Source organism: Pedobacter sp. SYP-B3415, assembly GCF_004138205.1.
In the GTDB taxonomy this organism is placed as follows: Bacteria; Bacteroidota; Bacteroidia; order Sphingobacteriales; family Sphingobacteriaceae; genus Pedobacter.
Genome location: NZ_RXNQ01000035.1, coordinates 233,029 through 258,019 on the forward strand (window position 1 = coordinate 233,029; position 24,991 = coordinate 258,019).

Genomic DNA, 24,991 nt, shown 5'->3' on the forward strand with positions numbered 1-24,991 from the left:
GTTTATATCTGTCTTGGTTAGAAAGCTTTGGCAATGGGACCCGGACGTGTACCGGGAGTGTCGTAACCACTTCCGGTTTTTTTTCAGGTGCCCGCTAGGTTGTATAATTACGGCATGACGGTCACCCTCCTTCCTTCGATTTCAAAGCGTACCAGCCCGGTCATTTCCAGTTTACTCAGTACCTCAGAGATATTTGCTGAACGCGATATGGTTGCCCAGAGCGCTTTGTCCGACAGATCACCCCGGTAAATGATCTCCACATCATACCATCTGCTGATCTGATCCATAATTGTTTTAATGTCTTCATTCACAAAAAGAAAATAGCCGTTTTTCCATGCCAGTGCCTGCTCGGTATCTGCAGCTGAGACCTGCAAGCCGGGTCTGCCATGCCGGAAGACAGCCTGTTCGCCGGGTTTTAATACTGCTTTCCCTCCGGCAGCTACGCTGATCGAACCTTCAAGCAGTACCGCTGAAGATTCCTGAGACTGGTCGTAAGCACTCATGTTGAACTGCGTGCCTAAAACCTCGACGCGCATATTGCGCGACAGGACGCGAAACGGCTTATGTTTATTTTTGCTCACCTCGAAATACGCCTCGCCGGTTAACACCACTTCCCGGCTCTGCCCATTGAAGGCGACGGGAAACCGAAGCGATGATTCTGAATTTAGCCAGACGCGTGTTCCATCAGAAAGTCTGACCTGGTATTGACCACCGCGAGGTGTTCGAAGGGTATTGTACCCTGCATTGTTACGCCGGTCAGGCTGCAGCTCATAGATAAGCTGCCCCGCTGCTGATTTTCGAATCCGAACCCCTGCCTGTGCAGCGAGATATCCGCCTGATTCATGCTGCAGTGATACTTCCCTGCCGTTTTCCAGGACAAGTGTGGCCTGGTTGCCGCCTGAAGGAACGTCATTTTTGTATCGTTCGTTTTTGACCTTGCTGATGGGGAGCTCTTCATCTGGCGACGCTCTTAAGAAAACCAGGGCGATCAGGACCAGTGCAGCCGCTGCACCTGCGCCATACCAAAACAGGTTGGGTAGTTTTCGCGGTTCCGGCTTCATCTGCGAGGCGATGGAGCGAAACATCCTGTGCTCTACCTCGGCGGCGGTTTCATCAGACGGCCATTCTGCCTGGCGCGAAGCCTCCTCCCTGTACCATTCGAAAAGTCGCTGTGTTTCCTGCTCGGTAATTGAGCCATTAAAATAACGCTCAATAAGTTCTTCTGCTTCCTGATCAGACATATCCGGTTTGTTGGTTTTATGGTATGTACCACAACCCCGGCTGTTACCCTTAGTCGGCAGTCAGTTTTTTTATCCGGCAAGGAGGGCCGCCAGCAAAAGCAGACCCGATTGCTTAAGTTTTAACCGGAGCGTTTTAAGTCCTTTACTCAGATGTGCCTCTACTGTTTTCTCGGCAATACCTAACTTTTCGGAAATTTCGCGGTTGCTTAACCCATCTTCGCGACTCAACCTGAAAACCAGCCTGCATTTCTCAGGCAGCTGTTCTACCATACCATCTATGTATTCTTTCAGGAACCTGGCAAAAATCTCGTCTTCACCGTCGGCAATTATGCCCGGGTTAACCTTATCGGCTTCAATTTTCCGGCGCCGCCCCCGCCGCTGAACAAAACGAAAAACAGAAAAGCGAATTGCTGTTGCCAGATAAGGTCCCAGCTCGCGGATGTCCACCTCCGCCCGGCGGTTCCAAAGCATAACAAAAACGTCCTGCACCAGCTCTTCTGCGGTTTCTTTTTCCCGGGTATGGTTATAGGCAATTGCAAGCAGATGTTTCCAGTACCGCCCGTAAATTTCGGCAAATGCCATCCGGTCACCCGTTCGAAGGTGTGTAACCAGTTTTGAATCAGCATATGCAGATAAGGAAGGCATGACGTCAGGGAGTTCGAATATTTGGTGCTTAAATGTAGTAAAAAATTGTTGTACAAAAATTGCTGTTCAGATTTGAAACCGCGCTGTTTCCCTTTGCAGCTCAACAAAGCCATTGAAACTAAGCTATTCAAACGTTTGCGCAGTGTTCCGTTTCCAATTAACGGATTAAGCGTCTATTCTTGCTTTTCTAACCAGATCGATATGAAACCAGGACACACTACCAAATACCTGATCCTAACGCTCCTGCTCGCCCTGGGCATCGCTTCTTACGCGCAGCGCATCATTCCGCAGCCTGCAGAGATGGTTGCAGGAAAGGGGAGTTATACACTTCCGGCTGAGGTCACGGTATCCGCCTCTGCGGGGCTGGATATTGAGGCTGCCGGCCTGACTGCTTACCTGAAGGAGACTTTTGGCCTGGGCAGTCGCAAAACTTCAGGCAAGGCTGCAATCCGGCTTATCCGTGACCCGTCTCTTAAAACCGGCAGCGAAGGTTACAGCCTCACAATTGGCAAAGCGGGCGTTAAAATAGAAGCAGCTACAAACGCCGGGGCGTTTTATGGGATCCAGTCGCTCAAACAATTGCTTTACAAAAGGGGCGTTGTGGTTCAGGCTGCGCATGTAACAATAAATGACCGACCGCGCTTTGCCTGGCGCAGTTACCTGCTTGATGAAAGCAGGTATTTCCAGGGTAAGGAACTAGTAAAAAAGGTGCTGGATGAAATGGCCATGCTGAAGCTTAACATCTTCCACTGGCATCTTACTGACGATCCGGGCTGGCGTATCGAAATCGACAGTTATCCGGACCTGACGCGTATTGGTTCGAAACGTGACTCGACGGTTACGGGTTCTGGCCCTAACCGCAGGATTGGCAAAGCGCACAGCGGCTTCTATACCAAGGCCGAAATCCGCGAGATACTTGCCTATGCAGCTGCGCGGCACATCAAGGTGGTGCCTGAGATCGAGATGCCCGGGCACTCAAGCGCAGCCATCGCCGCTTACCCCTGGCTGGGTGTTACCAAACAAGCAATCAGGGTGCCCACACACTTCGGCGTCTTCCAGGATGTCTATGACGTGTCAGATCCGCGGGTGACGACTTTTCTGCACAACGTTCTGAATGAAGTGATTGACCTGTTCCCTTCAGATATTATTCATATTGGTGGTGATGAAGTACGTTTTGAACAATGGGAAAACTCTGCATCTGTAGCTGCTTATAAGAAAAAGCATAACCTGTCCTCGTCAGCAGATTTGCAGATTTTCTTTACAAATAATATGTCTGCCTACCTTGCCGGGAAGGGAAAACGGATGATGGGATGGAACGAAATCCTTGGTTCGAAGATTCATGACTACAGCGACACCAGGCCCGTTACAGGCAAACTTGCGCCGAATACCATTATACAATTCTGGAAGGGCGAACTCGATATGATCACAGATGCGGTAAGCAAAGGCTACGATGTGGTAAACTCTTATCACTTGTTTACCTATCTCGACTACAGTTACCAGTCCATCCCGCTCAAGAAAAGTTATGATTTTGATCCGGTTCCGGCAGGCCTGGACCCGCGTTACACGGCGAAGATCCTGGGCAGCGGCTGCCAGATGTGGGGTGAGTCAACGCCTGATGCCGCAGCCGTTTACAGGCAAACGTTTCCGCGTATTGCCGCTTATGCCGAGGTGAACTGGACGCCGGCTGCGTCGAAAAATTTCGAGGCCTTCAGCCGGCAGCTCGAATTTTTCCTGCAACGCTGGCGTAGCATGGGTATTCACGCTGGTTCATAAAAAAATGGCCTTCAGTATATCGGAAGGCCATTTTTTTTATCGGGTTTCCTCATCCTCTTCGTCAGACAGATCGTCTTGATCGTCGTCTTCTTCATCAAGAACAACCGTAGGCACATCGCCTGAGCCCGTGCCCAGGGCATCTTCCTCCGGTTCCGGTACCACCTCAGCATCAGCCTGCGCAAATTCTTCACGCTCGGCGGCGTCTGCGTTTGCCGCCCCTGTCTTTACACGCTGATCATCGGTTCCGGCCAGGATTTCCCGGTCTGCTTCCTCCGTTTCGCGCCGTACCGGCTCGCCGCTCCCCTCACCACTCAGTATTCCTGTCACAGCCTTTGCCGCTTCTGCATTGCTGTTCATCGGCGAAGCACGCGGTCTGTCTTCGTCATTTGCCGGTGTGTATGGGTTGTTCTCTGAATTTTCCATGGTTGATGTGTTTTTTATGGGCCTGCGCCCGTTCCTGTCTATAACATTACGCTGCCGGGTTTGGTTTGGCAGATCGGCCGCAAGAATAAAAAAGGCAGCTGAGCCGCTGCCTTCATATTATCTGTAAATGTTTTCATCAGCCCGGTAACCTGCGGCTGTATTGATGTACCAGTCGGTAAAGAGTGTCCCGCCAGACCTGGCCCAGTTAAGGAAATTCAGGTAAGCTGTGCTGATGGCTTTTGTCTCGACCGGGTAACTAAAGGCATCAGGAAAATTTAGTGCCCATGGTGCATTGTTGGCATCAAGGTAATATCGTCCGGCTGTAGGCAAACTGTTGTCAGCCCCTGTTCTTAGCAAGGCCTTATTTGCTTTGTCTGTTGGCGCATAATTGGGCAGGTGCACCTCATAGCCCCTGCGCTTGTTGCTGATCAGGAACGGATTTAACGAACTGACTGCAAGAGCAGATTGTGCAACCGGCGAAGTAAACGTAACGCCGACGTTTACCAGACTGCTTGTTGCTCTGGCTTTGCCCAACACCGTATTGACCAGCGGTGTACCGTCAGCATTTCTAAGTAAGTTACGATGGCTGTCGAAAGGAATAATGACCGCCTTTGTCTGACCGGTTTCGACGCCGTTCGCGGCAATGGTGATATAACTATTTAACAGACTCTGCCCGGTTACGCTGCTGACAGCCGCGGGAGCAACGGGCAGTTGGATGCCGAAACCGTTGTCATAGTCGGCTCCCGCCGCTACCGGCTGAAAGGTTCCCGTCAGATCGACTACGTTGTTGGCGGCATTGCTCACATACCGGTAGCGGTAATTCACAACCAGGTCATTTACATCATAGTCGCCCGTATTAGGCCAGTTGTCTTCAAAAGCAAGCGTGGCCCAGCCGGTAGCTGAAGGATAGTAGCTCGTATAAGCGCGCGCGGGATCGTTCGGAAATTCATCCGTCGCATCATCAACGCCGTCACCGTCCGTATCGACGCGGGTGTCTATTGCCGGAACATTTGTTTTCGAAATGGCGGCCGGCGGTGAGGCCGACGCATAGACAACCAGATCATTGAAATCATTATCTGAACCCGCACTCCTGTTTATATCTTCAAAACCCATTACAAAGACCTCATGCTCCGCATCATACAGCAGCACCGAGTGTTTACGCAGGGCCGCAGTTGTTTCGGGATTAAAGCGTGAATCAGTGTAAAACTTTGTATTCCCGGTTTCGATACCTGAACTGGCGTTCCAGGCGTCCTGGATGAGCACAAAGGCAACCGTTGTTCCTGCACTGAACCTGCCGAGGCTTACCTTATTGCCTGGCTTTAACCCGCCGCCGGATCCGTAAGCTGATGCGTTCGGAAAGACCATGGTTACACGGTCTATGGCTCCGGTAAGGCTTGAGCCTGTTGCCGAGGTTGGCGGATTGTTTGTCGGGTAGCTATACCAGGCCAGGGTGTTATTGAAGCCCGCTCCTTCAGAAACGAATGTAACGAAGACTTCCGTGTTATTCTGCGTTACAACCACGTTGGGCTGGGTTGTACCGGCCAGGTATTCGGGATGCGTCTGCGTAAGGGGCTGGCCCTCCGGCAGCGATGCATTGATATATGAAAGCAGGCTGGCATCGATCACATCTGATGTGGCGAGGAGGTATCGCGGTCGCCCGAGCCGGAATGGATATTCGGTTGTATTGACCACCGCATTTGCAGTACTGGTATAAGGCGATGGGTAGACATAGTCAGTGCCAAAAATACCAGCCGGCGACATGTCGTTCTTTCCGGAAAATGCAGCGACCGGAGCAGCACCTTCCGTTCCCGGAATGACTACATCACCGCTAAGGTTATCAGGGCCGCCGATGACGATATTGAGGGCCGACTTACCGGTTACTACGGCTTTAACCTCGCTGAGCAAACCGGTATATTTTGGGTAAATGGTAATCGAGTCCAGATACGAGGGAACATCGACAATGCCGGTTACCTCTCCCCTGTCATTACTCACAGCCTTTAACAGCACCTTCGAGGTGTCGTTGGTGGCAATAATATTAAGAAGCGCGCCGGTTATCGGCTGACTGTTATTGGTTAACAGGCGAATATTGATATTAACCTTCTGACTCGTCAGGTAATTAAAATTGTAGGGAATTCTGGTACCCGGAGGTTCGGGTTCGGAACCGTTGTCTTTTTTGCAGGAATAAAAAGTACTGCATGCAATCAGCAGCAGCAGCGCTGTTTTGTGTAGGGTATTGATCGTCATATTCGTTACAATAGGGTCAGAAGGCCAATGGATGCATATGAACCGTTCCGGATTGCCGCCTGACTCGTTTAAAAGTTATCCTGCGTAATCGATTGCAAAAATCATGAAAAAACACCGTATTGAATACATTTATTTTCCGCGGTTGCCCGATTTCGATTTAAATCCGCGGTTAAAAACACAGTAAACCACTCAATTACAGCAGCGTTTCGGGTTTTGATGCCGGAAGCATCCGCGGCTGAACGGGTTTATCTTTAAGTAATGGGGGTTGACTGAGGAGTGCAAGCAGCCGGTCTTTTTCCAATGCAGGCAGCCCTCCGGCACCGGCCGGTACGAGCCGGGCGGCGATGTCCCGCTTGCTGTGTTGCAGGTCAAGAATTTTTTCTTCGACGGAGTCACTGCACACCAGCCTGACTGCAACAACACGCTTATTCTGCCCTATGCGATGTGCTCTGTCAATCGCCTGATTTTCAACTGCCGGGTTCCACCATGGGTCAACCAGGTAAACGTAATCCGCTTCGGTGAGGTTAAGCCCGGTGCCCCCGGCTTTCAGGCTGATCAGGAAGACGCGGGTCTCTGTATCCTCCTGAAATTTCCGTACAACCTCTTCACGGTTGCGGGTATTGCCGGTCAGCATGCAGTAAGGCAGTTGACTATGATCGAGCTCTGTAGCTATCAGATTCAGCATACCCACAAACTGGGAAAAAACCAGGATCTTATGAGATGCGGCCTTACTCGCAATCTGCTCCATCAGCAGCTCGATTTTTGCTGAGCGCGTGCCGGTTAGCGCCTCCGTACCGAGTAGTTTTGGCGAATTGCAGATCTGCCTGAGTTTGGTCAGCCCTTTCAGCACATTCATCGGGCTCGCCTTTAGTTCTTCGCCGGTTACGGCGTCGATATACTCGCGAAACTCCCTTTCGTAAGCATCGTAAATGCGCCGCTGCTCTTCGCCCATGCTGCAGTAAAGAATCATTTCCGTTTTTTCGGGCAATTCTGCTGCAACTTCCTGTTTGCTGCGCCGAAGTACAAACGGTGCAATGCGCTGCTGTAATTCAAGGGCCCGGCGGCTTACTTTGAAGGTATCGATGGGCGTCGCATAGATGTCCTTAAAATATTGTTTGCTGCCCAACAAACCCGGACAGGCGAAAGACAACTGGCTGTACAGGTCGTAAGTATTGTTTTCAATGGGTGTTCCGGTTATCGCAATACGGTTTCTGGCCTGCAGTAACCTGGCGGCCTTGTAGCGCTGACTTTGCGGATTTTTAATGTTTTGAGATTCATCAAGGAAAATATAATTGAAGCTGTATGTCTTCAAAAACCCCACATCTGAAAGCAGCGAGCCGTAGGTCGAAATGATGATTTCATACTGGTCAAAATCTTTGGTCGTCCGTCTGCGGTTCGCTCCATGTAATACGAGGACGCGCAGGGAGGGCGCAAAACGGGTAATCTCTTGCTGCCAGTTAAAGATCAGTGTTGCCGGAACAACAAGCAGGTTTGTATTTTGCTGCACCTTTGCACGCTGCGAGAGGATAAAGGCCAGGATCTGAATAGACTTTCCAAGCCCCATATCGTCGGCCAGACAGCCTCCGAAACTCAGCTCGTCGAGCCGGCTAAGCCAATTAAGACCGGTGTACTGATAGTCGCGCAGTTTGCCTGTCAGTCCGGCCGGAACAGCGGTCGGACCGGTAGAAATTTCCGGTTTCAGTTTATCCTTCATCAGCATGATTTCTGTCTGAAGCTGTGTGTCCAGCTCTTCTGCCTGCGCTGCCTGCTCAAGTGCCGCAAAATTTACCTTCGGAATGTGGACTTCGTTGTCTTCACCTATTTCCCCGAGTGTAAAAAAGTGTCCGAACCTGTTTATCCAGTGCTCAGGTAAAATGCCCCTGGTACCGTCATCAAGCTGCACATAATGGTTCCGGTTGCGCACCGCCTGGTAAACACTTTTCAGCGAAGCTTTTTTCCTGCCATAACGCACTTCGATGACTGCATTAAACCAGTTTATGCCACTCAGCACCTTGATATCTACGTTTACCTTATTTGGATTCAGTTTGCTGCCTTCCAATTTATCAAAACCGAGCACATCGATACCCCGGGCGCTCCAGTCTCCGAAGGCCCGCAAAAACCACTCATGGTCCATAAAACGAAGGCGGTGCAGGTAAAAAAAATCAAGGTCATTATCCATCTGTCCGGCAAAAGATTCATGCTGTCTGATGACCTGTGCGAGAAATTCTTTTTCAGCTTCTTCATCGCGCCTGATCAGGAACGCCTTGCCTTTATCGTCCTTACCCTGTATCATTCTCTGACTTCTTACCGGAATTTCGACATCCTGGTAGCGCATGACAGGAAGAATGTCTACATAATTTCCAGAGTCTGACAGGTAGATCAGCTTTCTTCGCTCGTCAAATCCCTGTTGTTTGATCTGGCCTGCTGTTGCGGGCGGAATGTAATGCCGGTCTACCCGGATCCTGTCGCCAAGAGGGTCGAGAAACTCCGTCCTGAAAAACTCATACCGCGCCGCATGTATCTGAAGCATGCCGCCGTGCTGGATCAGAAGCTCTACAACACCCAGCGATTCAAGTCGTTCAGGCAAATAGGCCTTTCCGGCCAGCAAAATGAAATAGCCAAATTGCAGGCTGCAGTCCTGTATGGCAGCTGAGGCTTCCCTATGCTCAAAACGTCCGCTCACTTCGTAGAAATTTCCGCTGCGAACAATCTTCAACGACACCTTGCCTGTGCCGCTGACTATCTGCAGCGGAGTAATTGATGCTGCATTTACCTGCTCTGCGACTTCGGGCCTGTGCGCAAAGAAGTTGTAGCCAGCCGGGTTTGCGACAATAGCGCGCAGCGCGGCAAGATCTTCCTGACTTTTTGTGCCCGCGTTCGGCTGCTGGAAGCGGTGCAGGGCAGCAAAGAACTTGATACGTTCAGCGTTGCTGGTATTCCATACAAGTTCAAGCGGCTGGATTGCTGTGAGGGGATTTTTCGGCTTGCCGTTTTTTCCTGTTTCGGCCTGGTACAGTTCGGTGACGAGGTGCTTATAAAAGCGGTGCAGTTTAAAAACTACGAGTGTTCGCCTGGTTGATAATTCACCCCTCCTTGCCAACGAGGTGTTTGATACGGCATTTTTCAATACCGCCATATCATCGCCGGTAAGGCGCAGCAGCCCGGGCGTTTTAGGTGTTATGTTCAGGACATCATCATCAAAAGACAGTCCGAAATAACGCTCAAGCTGCTCTTCGTGTTCCATGCCATAGCCCATTGCCACCTGCGTTAACTTTTTTTGCCGCAGCTGCGAATCGAAAAATACAAGCCAGTCGTCGTTGCGCTGCAGGGCTATAAGTACCGTTGCCATGGTAAGGCAGACTTTGTCATGCACAGCACCACAGCTGCATTTGAGCACGAGGCGGTCTGCTGCATGGTCGGCACGTAGTTCCACACGTGCATCGGCTGCCCCGCGATCTTCGAAAATTCCGTAGTCAATGTTCAGGTACACAGGCTGAACAGTCCGGCCGGCAAACACATCAAAGAAATAGCGCGCGGCGGTATGTCTGCCCAGCTCCTGCTGCGAAAGCTGCAAAAGGTCAGTCCCCGGAATGGCGTAGTTGTGTGTGTACATGGATGAGGATCAAAAATAAGAGTTTTAAGGGAGAGTGCATAGGTGAAAGGACTACCGAGCCTGGTAGCGACCCATAAATCATAGGATACCACTGCACGCTTGCATTTATGTAGTTAACTACGTAGTTTTGCATAAAAACATAGACATGAATTCATCTTTTCACATCAGGGAGCTTGGTGAGCGCGACCAGCAGCAGGTTGCCGCTTTGATCCTGCCTATTCAGCAGCTTGAATTTGGTTTACCGATCGGCATTGAGGATCAGCCTGACCTTGGCGATATCGAGGGCTTTTATCTCGCCCCGGGCGGAACTTTTCTGGGCGCTTTTGACGGCGAGTGTCTTGTCGGAACCATTGCCCTGGTGAAAGCTGGCGATATCGGTGCCATCCGCAAAATGTTTGTTCACCGCGATTTTCGCGGCAAGCCTTTTGGACTTGCGCAAACGTTGATCGATAAACTTCTGGCGCACGCAAGGTCGGCAGACATAAAAAACATTTATCTTGGTACGGTCGAGCCGATGAAAGCGGCACACAGATTTTATGAACGTAACGGCTTCCGCCGGATAGCGAAGACCAGTCTGCCACCGGCCTTTCCTCTGGCAAAGACAGATACTTTGTTTTTCCACCTTCCGCTTGATACCTGAACATGAATGTAATTAACGAAGCCGGCCTGCTGGCACTGGCAACGCGGCTGCAGCGCCTTAGCGAACGCATCCGTAAAGATGGCATGCAGATTTACAAGGAATGCGGAATTGATTTTGAGCCAAAATGGTTTCCGGTTGTATACACGCTGCAGCTCAGGCCGCAGCTAAGCGTGGTGGAAATTGCCGCTGAGATTGGTTACACGCACCCCTCCACCATCAGCCTGCTGAAAGAACTGGAAAAACAAAAACTGATCGTATCAAAACGGGATAAGAACGATGAGCGCAAGCGATTGGTTCAGCTGAGTAAAAAGGGAAAGCTGCTGGTCGAACAGATGCGGCCGGTATGGCAGCTGATCACTGATCTTACTGCACGGCTAACAGCGACTGAAAACAATATCATGCGGGCGATTGAAGAAGTAGAAGCTGGTCTGGACAAACAAAGTTTTCTGCAGCGGGCACGTGAAATGCGTATTTCCTCAGAAAAATCATCCCTCGATATCTGAATTTAAGTTGCAGGGGTAGCTACCGGCCGGGCTTTGGGAATACCTGGTGTGTGCGGGCCCAGTTTTGCCAAAGCGCCTGCAATTCTTTCGCTTTTGCGGGGTGTGTAGCTGATACGTCATGCTGCTCTGTGCGGTCCTTTGCAAGATCAAAAAGGCGCCATGTCGTATCACGCGCAGCGGCAACCAGCTTCCAGTTGCCTGACCGTACGTAGCGTGCACCGAAATGCTCATTGAAGAGATTTTGATGCCCCCCGGCTAAACGGCCCCTGAATGCCGGAACCAGGCTTTCGCCCGTAGTCGGGGCAATACGCCGGCCCTTGTATGCTGTGGGGTAACGCGCTCCCGAAAGCTCTGCGAATGTCTTCATGAAGTCCATCACATGCCCCCTATGATCACTGAAACCACCTTTTTTTGCCTTCATCCCCGCGGGCCAGAAAGCAATCATCGGCGTGTTTACACCCCCTTCATATGATTCGGCTTTCCAGAACTGGTAAGGCGTATTGGCTACGTTTGCCCAGTCCGCGCCGATCGAGGCATAGGTGGTTTGTGGTCCGGGAAGCACCTGTTTTTTTGTTGCGTATACCACCGGTATCCCGGCTCTGGTTTCACTGGCCCGGTCAAAGCCAGCGCCGTATGCAGCAGCATTTTCAGGGCTTGCGCCGTTGTCTGACAAGAACACGATCAGTGTGTTGTCCAGCTTGCCTGTTTTTCGCAGCGCCGCGATAATTTTGCCTATTCCCTGATCCATTCGGTCTACCATAGCGGAGTGAACGGCCATGGCGTGCGCATCCCATTCCTTGTCGGGGTTATCTTCCCAGTTCTTCTTTGCACGTTGTGGCGGCGGCAGTTTTGTCGTTGCAGGGTCTAGCAGGCCGATCCTAACCATCTTTTTATACCGGGCTTCACGAATCGCGTCCCAGCCTTTTTTATAGGTGTCTTTGTATTTTGCAATATCTTCGGGTCGGGCCTGAAGCGGCCAGTGCGGCGCATTATGCGCTACATATAGAAAAAATGGCTGATCCGACTTCTTCCAGCCATTGATGTAGTTGACCGCCGAATCAGTAATGGCATCTGTGTGGTAATAGTTGCCGGGAACCTTGGTAATCGGTTTCGTGCCGCTTACGAGGCTGAACGGATCAAAAAAATCAATGACACCCCAGATTGTTCCGAAAAACCGATCAAAGCCGCGGCTGGTTGGATACTGGGCCAGCGGAGAAAAATCGCCAAAATCTTTTTGATGATTGAGCCAGGCTAACTGGTCTTTCGGATCTTTCTGCACGATTGTATTCGACACGTGCCATTTCCCTGTCATGCCCGTATGGTAACCCGCAGTCTTCAGGACCTCCGCAAGCGTAACCGTGTTTTCTCCAAGATGGCCGAGGTAGCCGGGCCGGTTTTCAGCTTCTGTCATTTTCCCAATCCCCGCCTGGTGGTTGTACAGTCCTGTAAGCAGGGATGCGCGTGTGGGGCAACAGCGGGAAGTATTGTAAAACTGCGTAAAACGCAATCCATTCTTTGCCAGGTAATCGAGGTTTGGCGTATTGATTTCCCCACCATAACAGCCTGCATCTGAATATCCGAGGTCGTCTGCCAGGATCAGTACGATATTTGGGCGCTCAGCAGTCTGTTGCTTCACTGGGCGTACCGGCGATTGAATTGATACGGCAGCAACGGCCAGGCTGATCAATACGGAAGAAAGTGCGATGATATGTTTCATAGTGGTCTATTCAGGTTTCCGAAGATACGTAGTATTGTAGTATTTAGGCATTCGTAGCTGGTATTCAGACGTGGAGGATTGAAGGAGATATGAGATTTGAGTCCTGAGACTGCAATTGTATATAGGTATTCGTAGTTCGTATTTAGACGTGGCGGATTGAATGAGATTTGAGATATGAGATTTGAGTCCTGAGACAGCGCAAAAACCCCTCAGCCGGGTATGCGCTTGAGGGGGTCGGGTGGTCTTTCATCCTCGTTCTTTTTTCTTTGGTCTCGTGGAGGGGTTATGCGCCCAGGTCCTGACTCATGATTCATGGCTCTTGGTTCGGCTGGCGGCCATTGAGGGGTTCTGCGCCGGCACTTTCAACTATTTACTTTCGACTTTCAACTTCAAATATTGCCTTCCTCCACTCTCAGCAACCGGTTCAGGCTTCTCAGCGTGATCCCAAGATATGCGGCCATGTCTTCTTTAGTCAGTTTGACGTTTTGCCGTTTTTGAAGATCGAGCAGACGGGCCAGGCCATGCTGAATGGTGTATAATTGTTGAAAGGAGGCCCGGCTGCTGGTGTTCACCAGGCGCTCAGCCAGTTCTTCCAGGATAAGTTTGCTAAACGAATTATTTTCGCGGAGGAGCGTATGAAACATGGGCAGGCTGAGCTGGTAAGCCGTTGTGTCGGTAACCGCAGCAACATTGCAAAGACAGTCGCTGCCGCGAATGGCCTCGATCTCACCAAAGATCTCCCCTTCTGACATAAATTCCAGGATGTAGTCCTTCCCGTTCTCTTCAGAAAAGAAACACTTGCAGATGCCCGAACGAAGCACCAGCACCCTGGTTGTCACTGCCCCCTGAGAAAGCAACAACTCGCCGGGTGCGAAGGATTTTAATGTTATGTCGGCCGCCTGCGACCGCTTTGCGTACAGGTGGCCTACAAGGTCGAGGAGCGCGGGATTTACTCGAAGCATCATTTTCTGATTTGGGACAAATGTCCTTTTCTCAGCGGCCATTGCCGCCGATCTTTACCGCGAAAATAACATTCAAACATGGAGACACAAAAACACAGCAACAATTCAGCATCTGAACTTGACCTTGAAAACTGGGCGCGAAAAGACCATTTCAACTTTTTCTCAAAGTTTGAAGAGCCCTTTTTTGGGGTAACCATCCGGGTCGACTGCACAGCGGCTTACCGGGTGTCGAAGGCAAGCGGCAAATCTTTTTTTCTGTATTATCTCTATCAGGCGCTCAAGGCCGCAAATGAAACCGAGGCCTTCAGGTACCGGATCTCCGGCGACAAGGTACTGGTGTATGATCAGGTCCATGCCTCTCCAACAATCAACCGTCCCGACGGAACGTTCGGTTTCGCCTATATTGACTTCAATGAAGACGAAGAGGCGTTTCACCGCGCGGCACAACACACCATCGCAGCGGTTAAGGCCGGTTCGGGGCTGGTACCAGCGGTTTCAGGTGAAAATGTGATTCACTGTTCGGCGCTTCCATGGCTCGATTTTACAGGCATTTCACATGCGAGAAGTTTTTCCTTTCCCGACAGCTGTCCAAAGATCTCGTTCGGCAAAGTAACGGAACATGCAGGCCGGAAGTCGATGCCGGTTTCCATACACGTTCACCACGCACTTGCCGATGGTTATGATGTTGGCAGGTTTGTGACCCATTTTGAGGAGCTAATGGCCCTGGGGTTGTAATCTTGTCTTGCACCATCAGCCGGCATCAAGGCTGATCATCGCCTTGATGACCCCGCTAGCAGGGTCCAGCCAGCGTTCAAAAACACCGGCGGTCTGCATAAAAGCGACACGCTCGGTGATATATGTCGCCGGATCGAGCCTTTTTGCTTTCATGCACTGAACCACCCATTCAAAGTCTTCGCGCGTAGCGTTGCGGCTGCTCATGAGTGTAGCTTCCCGCTTGTGAAACTCCGGGTGACTGAAACTGATGGCTTCCTTCTGCAACCCGATCAGTACGAAACGCGCGCCATGTGCCATATAAGAAAACGCATTTTCTATGGCTTTGCGGCTACCGGTGGCATCAATGACAACGGTTGGCATCTCGCCGCCGGTAATTTCCATCAGCCGGGCCGTTACATCTTCGGTGATCGCATTGATGGTATGCTGAACCCCGGGCAGCCGGCCGCAAAATTCGAGTCGACCGCCATTTACATCGAGGGCAATCACGCGCCCGCCCGCTATGGCAGCAAGTTCCATAGTTCCCAGGCCGATCGGACCGGCACCAACAACAAGCACAAACTCGCCCCGCCTTACGTCAGCCCGGCGCACACCATGCGCACCGATGGCCAGCGGCTCGACGAGTGCGAGTTCATCAAGGCTGAGGCCATCGCCATGAATCAGGCTGTCTGCCGGAACAGACAGGTATTCCCGCATGCCGCCATCCTCATGAACACCGCAAACGCTGATGGAACTACAGCAGTTTGGCTTGCCGTTGCGGCAGGCCACACAGCTCCCACAGTTGAAATAAGGAATGAAGGTCACATGCTCACCAGACGCAAACCCCTTAGCCCCGCCGGTATCGATCAGCTCTCCTGACAACTCGTGTCCGAGGATGCGGGGATAATTAAAAAATGGCTGCGTACCCTGGAAAGCGTGCAAATCGGTTCCGCAAACGCCAATCCGCCTGATACGGATGATGGCTTTTCCGGCCTGCGTTTCCGGCATAGCCGTCTCACTGTAAGCAAATTTTCCGGGAGTTGTACAAGTCAGTGTTTTCATAATAGCTATTATTTTGTTTGCTGCGCGAGCATATTGATCACATCTTTACGGCGGCTTTCGGGAAAAACTTTCAGCATCGTCATTTTTCCTTTTTCCAGTTTTGCTTCGACGACCGTTTTTCCCGGTGCATGAAGTTTAAAGTGCACATCCTGATCTGCGGGCCACGCCGGGAACAGCCGGAGTTTGTCGTCTTCGCACTGCAGCAGCATTTCCTGGAGAGCGATCATACCAGAGCCGCCCCAGTTGTGATCAGGTACCCAGTCAAAGCCCGGACCCCAGAACGCCGGAAAACGTCTTCCGGAATCCTTTAGCTTTAAAAATGTTAGCCTTGCCGCCTCATCTGTCAGACCAAGCCGGGCAGCAAAAATTGCGTCCTGTTTCCAGCCCACGTGGCTTCTAAACCGCTGCACATCGGGGTCGAGCCGATAGGTGCTGATGGCCGTATCAAGCCCGGGCTTGCCAACGCCGAACAGGCCCCATGGAAAAACGGGATATAACTGCGGGCTTTCAGTATTATTTATGCGTGCCCAGGTAACCGCCGGGGCGAGTACCGTATGCCCGGAAATTTCCCTGAAAGAAAGCGGGGGTAAAATGTTCAGAAAATCTACCCATTGCGCCCGTTCCTCAGGCCCAAGCAAATTCAGATGAGCCAGGCTGGTCGCCACTACGCGGAGCGCCGCAACTGTTGATATCGGATTGTAGGCCATCTTGTACGTTTCTGCGGCAGATCCGGGATACAGGACGAGCTGACCATTTGAATCGTAGATCTTACTGCCCCGCTGTTTAGCCAGGTAAACGTAGTGCTCTTTGAAAAACACCAGACAACTTCGTACCAGTGGCAAATATCTGTCTATGTCAGCCGCAGTATACCGATGCTGATCGAGGATCATTTTACAGAATTCAAGCGCTGTATCCCACTGATATTCAAGCCAGGCATTGTGTTCCATGCCTTTGTCGTAACCGGGCGGACGTTTCCAGCCGTATTCTGCCGGGTTGGGCAAACCGAAATTCTCGAGCTGCTCGGTGAATGATGCACCGGCATGGCCCCAGTACACCTGGCTTCGTAATTCAGCTGCCGGCAGCAGCCGCCGGTAAAACTCAAACTGCGCCTGCATCAGATCCGTATCGCCGCTCTTCAGCAATGGCCAGTAAACAAGCCGCTGATTCTGCGCCGTATGGGTACCGCCGCCCCAGTTACGAAAATCAGGTGTGAAACGCTGTGCCGGGTCGCTTGTAACCGGATCGGTTGTGAAAAGTCCGCCGTTAAATTTGACCGGCCATGTACCCCTGGCGGTACTTCCCAGCATAAAACGAAACAGTGTGTAATTTTTTGCTGCCTGCTGCGCCAGCGTATCTCCACCCTGAACGCGGATAAAACTCCGGTCCCAATATGACCGCCACCAGGCCGCGCTGCGGAGCGCAGACTCGCCTGCATTTGCAAGGGCGGCTTTAGTCTGCTGCCTCATTGCCTGCAGCCAGGCCGACCGGGCGCCCTGAGCCGGTTCAGGCAGGACTATAGCCAGCAAGACCGATCGAAGCGGCTTCCGGCTGTGCAGCGCCCAGCTTTTAAAGGGCGTATTCATGTATGTCCCTGTATGCGTCCCATCAGGAATCATATTGGTACCCTGCATGCGCCCGCCGGATATGCGCCAGGCAAGCGGATTATAAATCTGCTTCTTCAGACTATCCAGACCCTGTTGCCTGACTGCTACATCGAACACCGTTTCTGCCCTGTTCTGGTGATAAAATTCAACGCCGTTATTATAAAAACCTGTGCTGTCTGCGAAGGTGAAGACCGGAGCCTGCGGCGCCCATTTGTATGAGTTCTGGTTGTTTTCCCGGCCCCTGGTTTCCTGGTCCCGGAAACGCCAGCTTTCATACGCCGCCCGCACCGTGACTTTATGTGAAGCGTTCAGTTCTGCATAAAACTGCGGTTCGGCAGCATCGGCCCAGATTTTCAGGCTGACGTCCAGTTTGCCTTTTCTGCCCCGTAGCAGGATGTAACCGCGTTCGGCATGTAATTCCTGCCTGAACTCGCCTCCATCAAAAGGATTGGGCGACAGGGTGATGCGCAGCCGGCCGCTTTTGAGCAGGGTATTATTTTCATCAAAGCTACCGCCCCTTGCCATATAAACAAATACGTCATTTTTCTCGGCCCAGACATTCAGACCAACATCAAGCGCGCCGACAGGCATTGACTCACCCGAATGTCTGCTTTGGCTATTCCATACTACGTTCTGCTGCCCCTGCAAAAGGTTCGGGCACACAAAAAACAAGAGAATGGCGCAGCAAAATTTCATCATGGTTTATCGGCTTAAAGGCAGCCAGACAGACATTTCTGCGTGGCCGCGGTTTCCCCATGCAAAATACGGAACCAGCGTGGCCGTTGCTTTTGTCGTCTTTGCATTGACAGGTCTGTACAATTCGTTTTTCCACGCAGTCCGGTCATTTAGTTCGAGCTCGGTTTCCAATCCTGTTAAGCTTGTACCGGCAACGTTCATTTCAACCGGCTTAAAATCGGCATGCACCGGCACCAGGGCATTAAAAAGGTTGTTGCCCGGAAGCCCCTGGGTTTCGAGGCAGTAGACAACCGGGCCACGTTTAACAGCAACCTGGTTACGATTTTCTTCTACCAGCGGGTTGGCTTCGATCAGTCTGGTATTCATGGGTAATTCCAGCTCAATCACATCTCCTTTTTTCCAGATGCGCTGCAGCTGCACATAACTACCGGATCCGGGGACATTTTTTTCGGGATGTCCGTTAACGTTTATGCGGGCAGTTTCTGCCCAGCCCGGTATGCGCAAAAAAATTGAAAATGGCCTGGACGGGCTTTCCCTGATCTCAAATCTGATTTGCCCTTTCCAGGGATACGCAGTTTGCTGCTCCAGCAACAGGCGCCCCCCATCTGCAAGACTGGTTTGTACAGTATTACCACCATAGAGGTGCACCCATATACCTGCTTTTGATTTTGAATAGGCATAGTTGCTTACCTCTGCGATGGTGCGGACAACGTTTGGCGGACAACAGTTAGAGAGTTTGATGTAAGGCACGCGGTCTTTTGACCAGCGCTGTTTGAAGGGCAGATCATCGCTATAGGCCAGCGGATTTGTGTAAAGAAAATTTTTACCATCCAGGCTGATTCCTGAAAGCACGCTGTTGTATAAGGTAAGTTCCATAACATCCGCATACTTTGCGTTGCCTGTAAGCTGCAGCATGCGCCAGTTCCACATCATGTTACCGATGTTGGCACAGGTTTCATTGTGCGCGGTGAAGTTAGGCAGCTGGTAATCGCGGCCGAAAGCCTGGTGAATTTTCTGAACGACCGCAGGATCATAGGCAGTGCCGTCCGGCGAAGTGCCATCATACAGCGAACCGCAGCCGCCGGTAATGTACATCTTATGTGCCTGCACATCGTCCCAGATTAAATTCAATGTACGCAGCAATGAATCGGCGCCTGTCTCGGCGTACAGGTCGGCCGCACCGGCATACAGGTAAGTGGCCCGCACAGCGTGTCCCATGGCCCTGGTCTGCTGCAGAAAAGGAATGCGATCCTGATTGTCATCAGTGCCATCGTCTATCTTTCCTTTTATAGCGATCAGGTGTTTGGCCAGTTCGAGGTAACGGGGTTCCTGCGTGGTACGGTACATCTCAATAACGCCCATATAATGCGACGGGCAGATGGCGTTTCTTGCCAGCGTGGGCGAAGCCGATTTATAAAACCGATAGAGGTATTCTGTTGCCTTTGTTGCAACAGCCAGAAGATTTTTTTGTCCTGTTGCGCGGTAGTGCACACAGGCTGCCGTCATCAGATGCCCGATATTATAGGCTTCAAAGCTCAGCCTGTCCTGAAATTGATTTCTGGACCCAGTTTTTCGCTGTTCAATGAGTGATTTGGTATAGATATAACCATCTTCACGTTGTGATTTCGCGATAACGGTAATCGCCTTATCCATTTGCGCCCTCAATTTTTCATCACGCGTAGCGGCATACATACCTGCCATGGCCTCAAGCACCTTGTAAAAGTCGCCATCGTGAAAGGAAGGACCGGCGTGAGAACCTGTATCCAGGCCGGCCGCAATCTCAAAATTTTTAAAGGCGTGGCTGATTTTGGGATCATGATATATTGCCCAGATATTTGGCACCATGGCATCGCGCGCTACCTGAAATCGCTCTGCCCAAAAGCCTCTCGTCCAGTGCACATCCTGCATGTTCAAACTCTGCAGCTTCGAAAACCTGCTTGCGTTGTTTGCAACGAGTCCTTGCTGTCTTGCTGAAACGCTGAAAGCTGGTGCCAGTAAAGCGAAACTTATAAAAATGTGAATAAAAACCTTCATGTCATTTCGTGCTTTCTGTGATCAATTGAACGGGACCGAGGAGGCCGGCCGGATAGAGCGCTTTCCCGGCTATGCGCATTGGCGCGTTGGTACTTGTTAACCGATCTGCTTCCGGCAAACGAAGGTCGCCGATCAGACGGTTAGCCCAGGTGTTTGTCATTTCGATGCGAATGTCGTTCCTGCCTTTGCGGAGCGCAGCACTAACATTAACCCTGTAGGGAGGCGTCCAGGCCGTCCCACATTCCTGTCCGTTAACAAAAACTGTGGCAAGTCCTTCTATTTTACCCAGATCAAGCCATGCCTGACCACCAGGTAATGCAGTCAGTTCGGCATGGCTACTGTAAACTGCCGTACCCGAATAATACCTGATTGCCGAATCCGGGTGGAGGCTCCAGTCGGTCAGCTGCTCAAATGTCTGCGCTTTTAACGGTCCGCGGTTTGCGTGGTCAAACTGAACCTTCCAGTTACCCGACACGCCGGCAAGAGTGTTCGTCGTTATGGTTGTGCCGCCCGAACGCTGTGCTGTACGTTTCTCAAAAATGACAAAGACCGACCCCGCCGGCGGAAGGCTCAACTGCAGGCTTGTTCTTCCGTTTTGCTGCTGCCATGATGCACAGGGCCGGGTTTCGCCAGACACCGCATCGTAAAGGTGCGGTTCTTTTCCGCTTACGCGAAGGGATAGTTCCAAATTCCGCGCACCAGTTTGCTGATTACTGATGAAATAAATATCTCTGGCTGTTGAGGAGCGGTGTGTATAAGCGATGCCTCGTGCATAACCGTTCATTCCGCGATCCTGCACATATACATCCCTGTCATGCCCGAGTGCGGTAAAATCTTCCTGGTTGAAGGGCGTATACTGTACAAGTCCATTGCCCACTTTGAGTTCGTTCGCAGGCGTACCGGGCCAGAGCTTTTTCCGGAGTTTTACGAATTCCTTCTGCGGAGCCCGTTTCATTCCCGGCTGGGCCAGCGGCCGTTGCCTGTCTAACAAAAGTGTCGCCCCTGCATGAGCCAGCCTGTGCAGTTCACGAAGCGTTTGCAAAGACATCAAACGGTTGTTGGGGTTCATTGCAGTCGCCCCGGGAATAACCAGAAAAGCGTACGAAGCACCTGATTTGAACACCACACGGCCATTGTTTACAACCGCGCTCGCCAGTACGTCAGGTCCGAAAGAGTCATAGGAATAACCGCGCAACGGGTTTATCCAGTTTTCAGCATTCGCCATGTTCGCCGAATGGTTTACACCCTCGGGCAGCTGCCGCAGCGGTTGGTTTATATTCTCAAGCCGCCTCCGTTCTTCAGCAACCCGGGCCGGGCCGAAAATTCCGGGTAAGGCAGGGAGCAGCCGGTCTGGCAGAACCGATCTGCGCGGATACTCCTCACCAGTAAACACGGCAATATCGGTAACTGGATTGCCCTCCTGCAGAAGCGCTTGTACCCGTGTTGCATAATCAACCCAGGCTTTTCCCGGCTTCCACCAGGTTTGGTCACGCTGAAAATAGAGGCCAATGCCATCCAGCGTCATTCCGGGTTTACGATTCGTCCATGGATTATGCGTAAACACATGATAAGCCAGCTTATTGATACCGAGCGCATAGTTACGGTCCTGCAGGATTTTCAGGTTACCGGGGTGTTCATTCCAATCCATCCGCAGGGTGGTAAATGCCTCTGCCTGGATAATGTTTTTTCCATAGATATGAGCGCCTGATACCGCATCTGACATATCGTTTGGTTTATCATGCGTTGGACTGTTCAGCCAAAATTCTCCCATTGGTACATCGACCCGGCCATAGTGACTCAGACCATCGCTCATCATGGTGGGCGCTACGCTTTCTGCGGTAAATATCAGGTTATGTTTTTTTGCCTCGCCCGCCAGGGTTCCGTAAAAGCGATCGGTTACCAGCTCTGCAATGGTTTTTCTCATGTCATACAGGAAGCCCTCTGAAAAGGCTGCGTTCTCAACAGGAAGCCCACTGGTTATAGCCAGATATGGAAGGGGGTCATAACCGCGGCGCTGTTTAAATTCGTCGCGGAAAAGCGGCGACCAGTTCTGGCTTCCGCACTCCCAGCTGTCGACATGGAAGGTATTGAGGGTTCCCGGTGCAATGCCTGGTCCGAAACGCTTCAGCGCTGCACCATACCAGCCCGAAAATTGGAGTCTGATTGCTTCGGGATTAAATTTGTCACATTCCAGCCCCTTGCCACCTCCACCCGTTGCGTTCCGGTGGCCGGTAGAGGTGTGCCCCATACGTAATATGACCCACTCCCCAGCAGGCACTTTCCAGTCAAGCGTACCATCGGCCCGCAGAAACCTGGAAATGTCAACCATTTTTTTGAAAGGCACATACATATCGCCGCTTAGCTGTGTATCGGCGGTGCGTGCGCTTACGCGCCAAACCGATCCGTTCTTACTTTCATATTGATGAATAGACGGCGCTTCTGATAAGATCAGGCTTTTTATTTTCAAAGATGGCTTCCATTTGGCGGCATCCAAATCTTCTGCCCCCGGTTCTGTACCGGTTTTATCAAAAATAAAACGAAAATAGCGTGCGGTTAAAGGTGGTATAGAATGGCTTACAGGTTCATCGGCATCCTGCCAGCCGTGGCGCGGCGCCTGGAGTCTTCCGGCCTCACGCCAGACCTTGCCATCGCTGCTGACTGATATTTTGAGGCGCTGCGCCTGATAGTTTGTTGGGGCACGAACAATTACGGTGCGGCACGTGAAGGGTTTTTCAAAAACATATTGAACATACGCGGGTTCGTTTGTACCAAAGTTCTGCTCATTTGCCGGATTAAGCAGCCGGGACAGGTCTGCGCCGTCGGCAGCGGTAACACGCGGCTCATTCTTAGCCGGCGTACCGTCATGAAGACCTGCTGCCGGAAACGCGAAAACCGCAATGTCACGATAGTAATCTTCTTTGTGCGGCGGTGTAGCGAGTTGGATGCGATCGGCTCCCGCTCTGACCGCTGTGCGGCTCCAGGTAAGTTTTTGCATGGAAAGTTCAGGCCTGATCCAGGGCCCGCCCGCCAGTGCAAAACCATCACTGACATGCATGCCCATTTTCAGGCCGAGCCGTTTGGCTTCTTGCATGGCAAAGGAAACAAGCTCCCACCATTCGGGTGTAAGCTGATTAACTGCCGGCTGATATAGAGGCTTATCGGCCGGGCCTTTGATGCTCATCAGGTAGGCCCCGCCAATCCCTGCCATTTTCATTGCTTCCAGATCGGCGGTAATGCCTGCACGGGAAACGCTTCCCTGCATCCAGTACCAGAACACCCAGGGTTTCGCGTCGTGAGCCGGCGATTGGGCAGTCAGCTGAAAGGGCAGCACCAAAATGATCAGCAGAAAAATATGACGAATCTTAAGCATTGACAGGGGGCTTGACGATCTTATATCCCCGGAGGGCAAACAGAAAAACAAAGATGAAACAGACCGCCGGTATAAAGTAGCCAGCCTGGATCCGGTCGCCGTTGAGATCAATGAGGGTACCCATGGCCAGCGGGAGGATGGCTCCGCCAACGATCGACATGATGAGCCAGGATGAGCCGGGTTTCGTGTCATCGCCGAGGCCTGCTATGCCAAGCGCAAAAATGGTCGGAAACATGACCGACATAAAAAAGCCGATCGCACCGAGCGCGTAGATAACGATCAGCCCCTGTGAGAAAATCGCTATGGCACACAGCAGCAACGAGATCAGCGCATAGATGGCCAGAAGTTGATTTGACCGCACAAACTGAAGCAATGCCGTACCGGCAAAACGACCTGCGGTAAACAAGGCTCCGTATATACCCAGGTAGTAGGCCGCCGACTTTTCATCAAGACCTGCGCCTTGCTGGGCCATCCGGATAAAGAAACTTGTAACACAGACCTGGGCGCCGACATAAAAAAATTGGGCAACGACTGCCCATCTGAGGTGCCGATGTCTTAACACATTAAAGAAACCGCTGCCGGCAATGCCATCTTTATTTTTTGTGCGGATCTCCGGGAAACGGATGAAGCTGAACACAATAGCGATGGTCAGCAATACGCTGCCCAGAACAATGTAAGGCAGTTTAACCGAGGCTGCCTCGCTCATAAAATAGGCTGTACGTTCGGCTTCGGGCATGGCTGCCAGCGCCTCCTGACTATGGGCGGTGCCCGACAGTATAAATAAGGAACCCACAACAGGCGCTACCACCGAAGCCAGGCCATTGAATGAGGCAGCCAGGTTGAGACGGCTGGTTGCCTGTTCTGGCGGCCCCAGCACGGCTGCATAAGGGTTGGCAGATGTTTCCAGCAAGGTGAGCCCGCAGCCAATGACAAACAGGGCCACAAGAAACAGCAGGTACGATAGACCATTTGCAGCCGGCACAAACAAAAAAGCGCCCAGGGCAAACACCAGCAGGCCGGCGATCATACTTGTTTTGTACCCCCATCGTTTCAGTATCATCCCGGCTGGAATGGCCATCAGAAAATACGCGGCAAAGACGGCTGTATCAATCAGGGCCGACTGCGTATTATTCAGGTTACACGCTTTTTTCAGGTGTGGAATCAAAACTGAATCCAGGTTATGTGCCATGCCCCACAGAAAAAAAAGGCAGATCACAAGCGTGAAGGGAAGCAGGTATTTGGCCCGGCCATGTACGGCAACAGGCTGGATGTCGGTCAGTTCAGCGTGTTTCATTTTTCCGGTTATTTTCTTTTTACCAGCAGCAGGTGGTCGCAGGCCAGGACCACCTCCCCCCGTTGGTTGATGATATCGACATGTTCGGTCACGGTTCCATACTCCGGGCGTTTGGCATCTGTTTTCTCTGAAATGGTAACCTCAGAATGGATGGTATCACCGATAAAAACCGGTTTGACAAAACGCAGCCGGTCGTAGCCCTTTGAAAAAGCTTCCGGGTTAATCTCAGACGCAGTTAGCCCGATACCGATGCTGAAGACCATGGTTCCATGGGCGATGCGCTGACCGAATGGCTGGGTCTTACACCATTCGGCATCAAGATGATGCGGAAAGAAATCGCCGGTATGACCTGCATGAACAACAAAGTCGGTTTCTGTGAGCGTACGCCCCAGGGTGACACGTTTATCGCCGAGGGTATAGTCTTCAAAAAAAGAGGATTTAAAATACATAGCAGATAAA

General features: G+C 51.6%; 17 protein-coding genes. 4 read left to right on the top strand and 13 right to left on the bottom strand.

Annotation, left to right across the window (positions count from 1 at the left end; translation table 11 throughout):
* Window positions 1-107: 107 nt before the first annotated feature.
* Both EJV45_RS17125 and EJV45_RS17130 read right to left on the bottom strand, forming a co-directional pair.
* The gene (locus EJV45_RS17125) at window positions 108-1,241 is read right to left on the bottom strand and encodes a FecR family protein (protein WP_129717627.1); all 1,134 of its coding nucleotides are present in this window, start codon (window positions 1,239-1,241) and stop codon (window positions 108-110) included.
* A 69-nt stretch (window positions 1,242-1,310) separates the two neighbouring features.
* Window positions 1,311-1,886 (bottom strand): RNA polymerase sigma-70 factor, encoded by a 576-nt coding sequence (locus EJV45_RS17130; protein ID WP_129717629.1) that lies wholly within the window; start codon window positions 1,884-1,886, stop codon window positions 1,311-1,313.
* A gap of 201 nt (window positions 1,887-2,087) precedes the next feature.
* On the opposite strand from EJV45_RS17130, the gene EJV45_RS17135 reads away from it, so the two are divergent.
* Window positions 2,088-3,659, top strand: coding sequence for a beta-N-acetylhexosaminidase (locus EJV45_RS17135; protein WP_129717630.1), 1,572 nt, complete (start codon window positions 2,088-2,090; stop codon window positions 3,657-3,659).
* A 36-nt stretch (window positions 3,660-3,695) separates the two neighbouring features.
* On the opposite strand, the gene EJV45_RS17140 is transcribed toward EJV45_RS17135, so the two are convergent.
* From EJV45_RS17140 to EJV45_RS17150, 3 genes are all read right to left on the bottom strand, one after another.
* Window positions 3,696-4,082, bottom strand: a complete 387-nt coding sequence (locus EJV45_RS17140) for a hypothetical protein (protein WP_129717632.1) — start codon at window positions 4,080-4,082, stop codon at window positions 3,696-3,698.
* A gap of 117 nt (window positions 4,083-4,199) precedes the next feature.
* Complete coding sequence (locus EJV45_RS17145) at window positions 4,200-6,326, bottom strand: LruC domain-containing protein (protein WP_129717634.1); 2,127 nt, start codon at window positions 6,324-6,326, stop codon at window positions 4,200-4,202.
* Between the two features lie 193 nt (window positions 6,327-6,519).
* Window positions 6,520-9,939, bottom strand: a complete 3,420-nt coding sequence (locus tag EJV45_RS17150; protein ID WP_129717636.1) for a DEAD/DEAH box helicase — start codon at window positions 9,937-9,939, stop codon at window positions 6,520-6,522.
* Window positions 9,940-10,084: 145 nt separating this feature from the next.
* On the opposite strand from EJV45_RS17150, the gene EJV45_RS17155 reads away from it, so the two are divergent.
* Both EJV45_RS17155 and EJV45_RS17160 read left to right on the top strand, forming a co-directional pair.
* Complete coding sequence (locus EJV45_RS17155; RefSeq protein WP_129717638.1) at window positions 10,085-10,579, top strand: GNAT family N-acetyltransferase; 495 nt, start codon at window positions 10,085-10,087, stop codon at window positions 10,577-10,579.
* 2 nt (window positions 10,580-10,581) lie between these two features.
* Entirely contained in the window at window positions 10,582-11,082 is a 501-nt protein-coding gene (locus EJV45_RS17160) for a MarR family winged helix-turn-helix transcriptional regulator (RefSeq protein WP_129717640.1), read from the top strand.
* Window positions 11,083-11,101: 19 nt separating this feature from the next.
* Here the strand turns inward: EJV45_RS17160 and EJV45_RS17165 are convergent, their stop codons facing one another.
* A complete protein-coding gene (locus tag EJV45_RS17165) occupies window positions 11,102-12,799 on the bottom strand; it encodes an arylsulfatase (protein ID WP_129717642.1) in 1,698 nt (565 codons plus the stop codon).
* Window positions 12,800-13,188: 389 nt separating this feature from the next.
* Entirely contained in the window at window positions 13,189-13,764 is a 576-nt protein-coding gene (locus EJV45_RS17170; RefSeq protein WP_205942415.1) for a Crp/Fnr family transcriptional regulator, read from the bottom strand.
* A 75-nt stretch (window positions 13,765-13,839) separates the two neighbouring features.
* Here EJV45_RS17170 and EJV45_RS17175 point away from each other — a divergent pair, with 75 nt between their 5' ends.
* The gene (locus EJV45_RS17175; protein ID WP_129717644.1) at window positions 13,840-14,496 is read left to right on the top strand and encodes a chloramphenicol acetyltransferase; all 657 of its coding nucleotides are present in this window, start codon (window positions 13,840-13,842) and stop codon (window positions 14,494-14,496) included.
* Window positions 14,497-14,511: 15 nt separating this feature from the next.
* On the opposite strand, the gene EJV45_RS17180 is transcribed toward EJV45_RS17175, so the two are convergent.
* From EJV45_RS17180 to EJV45_RS17205, 6 genes are read right to left on the bottom strand one after another with little or no spacing between them, the layout of a single operon-like run.
* Entirely contained in the window at window positions 14,512-15,534 is a 1,023-nt protein-coding gene (locus EJV45_RS17180; protein ID WP_129717646.1) for a zinc-binding alcohol dehydrogenase family protein, read from the bottom strand.
* Window positions 15,535-15,542: 8 nt separating this feature from the next.
* Window positions 15,543-17,837 (bottom strand): DUF5703 domain-containing protein, encoded by a 2,295-nt coding sequence (locus tag EJV45_RS17185; protein WP_129717648.1) that lies wholly within the window; start codon window positions 17,835-17,837, stop codon window positions 15,543-15,545.
* Window positions 17,838-17,840: 3 nt separating this feature from the next.
* Window positions 17,841-19,868, bottom strand: coding sequence for a glycoside hydrolase family 127 protein (locus EJV45_RS17190; protein WP_129717650.1), 2,028 nt, complete (start codon window positions 19,866-19,868; stop codon window positions 17,841-17,843).
* Window position 19,869: 1 nt separating this feature from the next.
* Window positions 19,870-23,238 (bottom strand): glycosyl hydrolase, encoded by a 3,369-nt coding sequence (locus EJV45_RS17195; RefSeq protein WP_205942416.1) that lies wholly within the window; start codon window positions 23,236-23,238, stop codon window positions 19,870-19,872.
* Window positions 23,231-24,532 (bottom strand): L-fucose:H+ symporter permease, encoded by a 1,302-nt coding sequence (fucP, locus tag EJV45_RS17200; RefSeq protein WP_129717652.1) that lies wholly within the window; start codon window positions 24,530-24,532, stop codon window positions 23,231-23,233. Before fucP ends, EJV45_RS17195 begins: the two co-directional genes overlap by 8 nt.
* 8 nt (window positions 24,533-24,540) lie before the next feature.
* Window positions 24,541-24,981 (bottom strand): MaoC/PaaZ C-terminal domain-containing protein, encoded by a 441-nt coding sequence (locus EJV45_RS17205; RefSeq protein WP_129717654.1) that lies wholly within the window; start codon window positions 24,979-24,981, stop codon window positions 24,541-24,543.
* Between the last annotated feature and the right edge of the window lie 10 nt (window positions 24,982-24,991).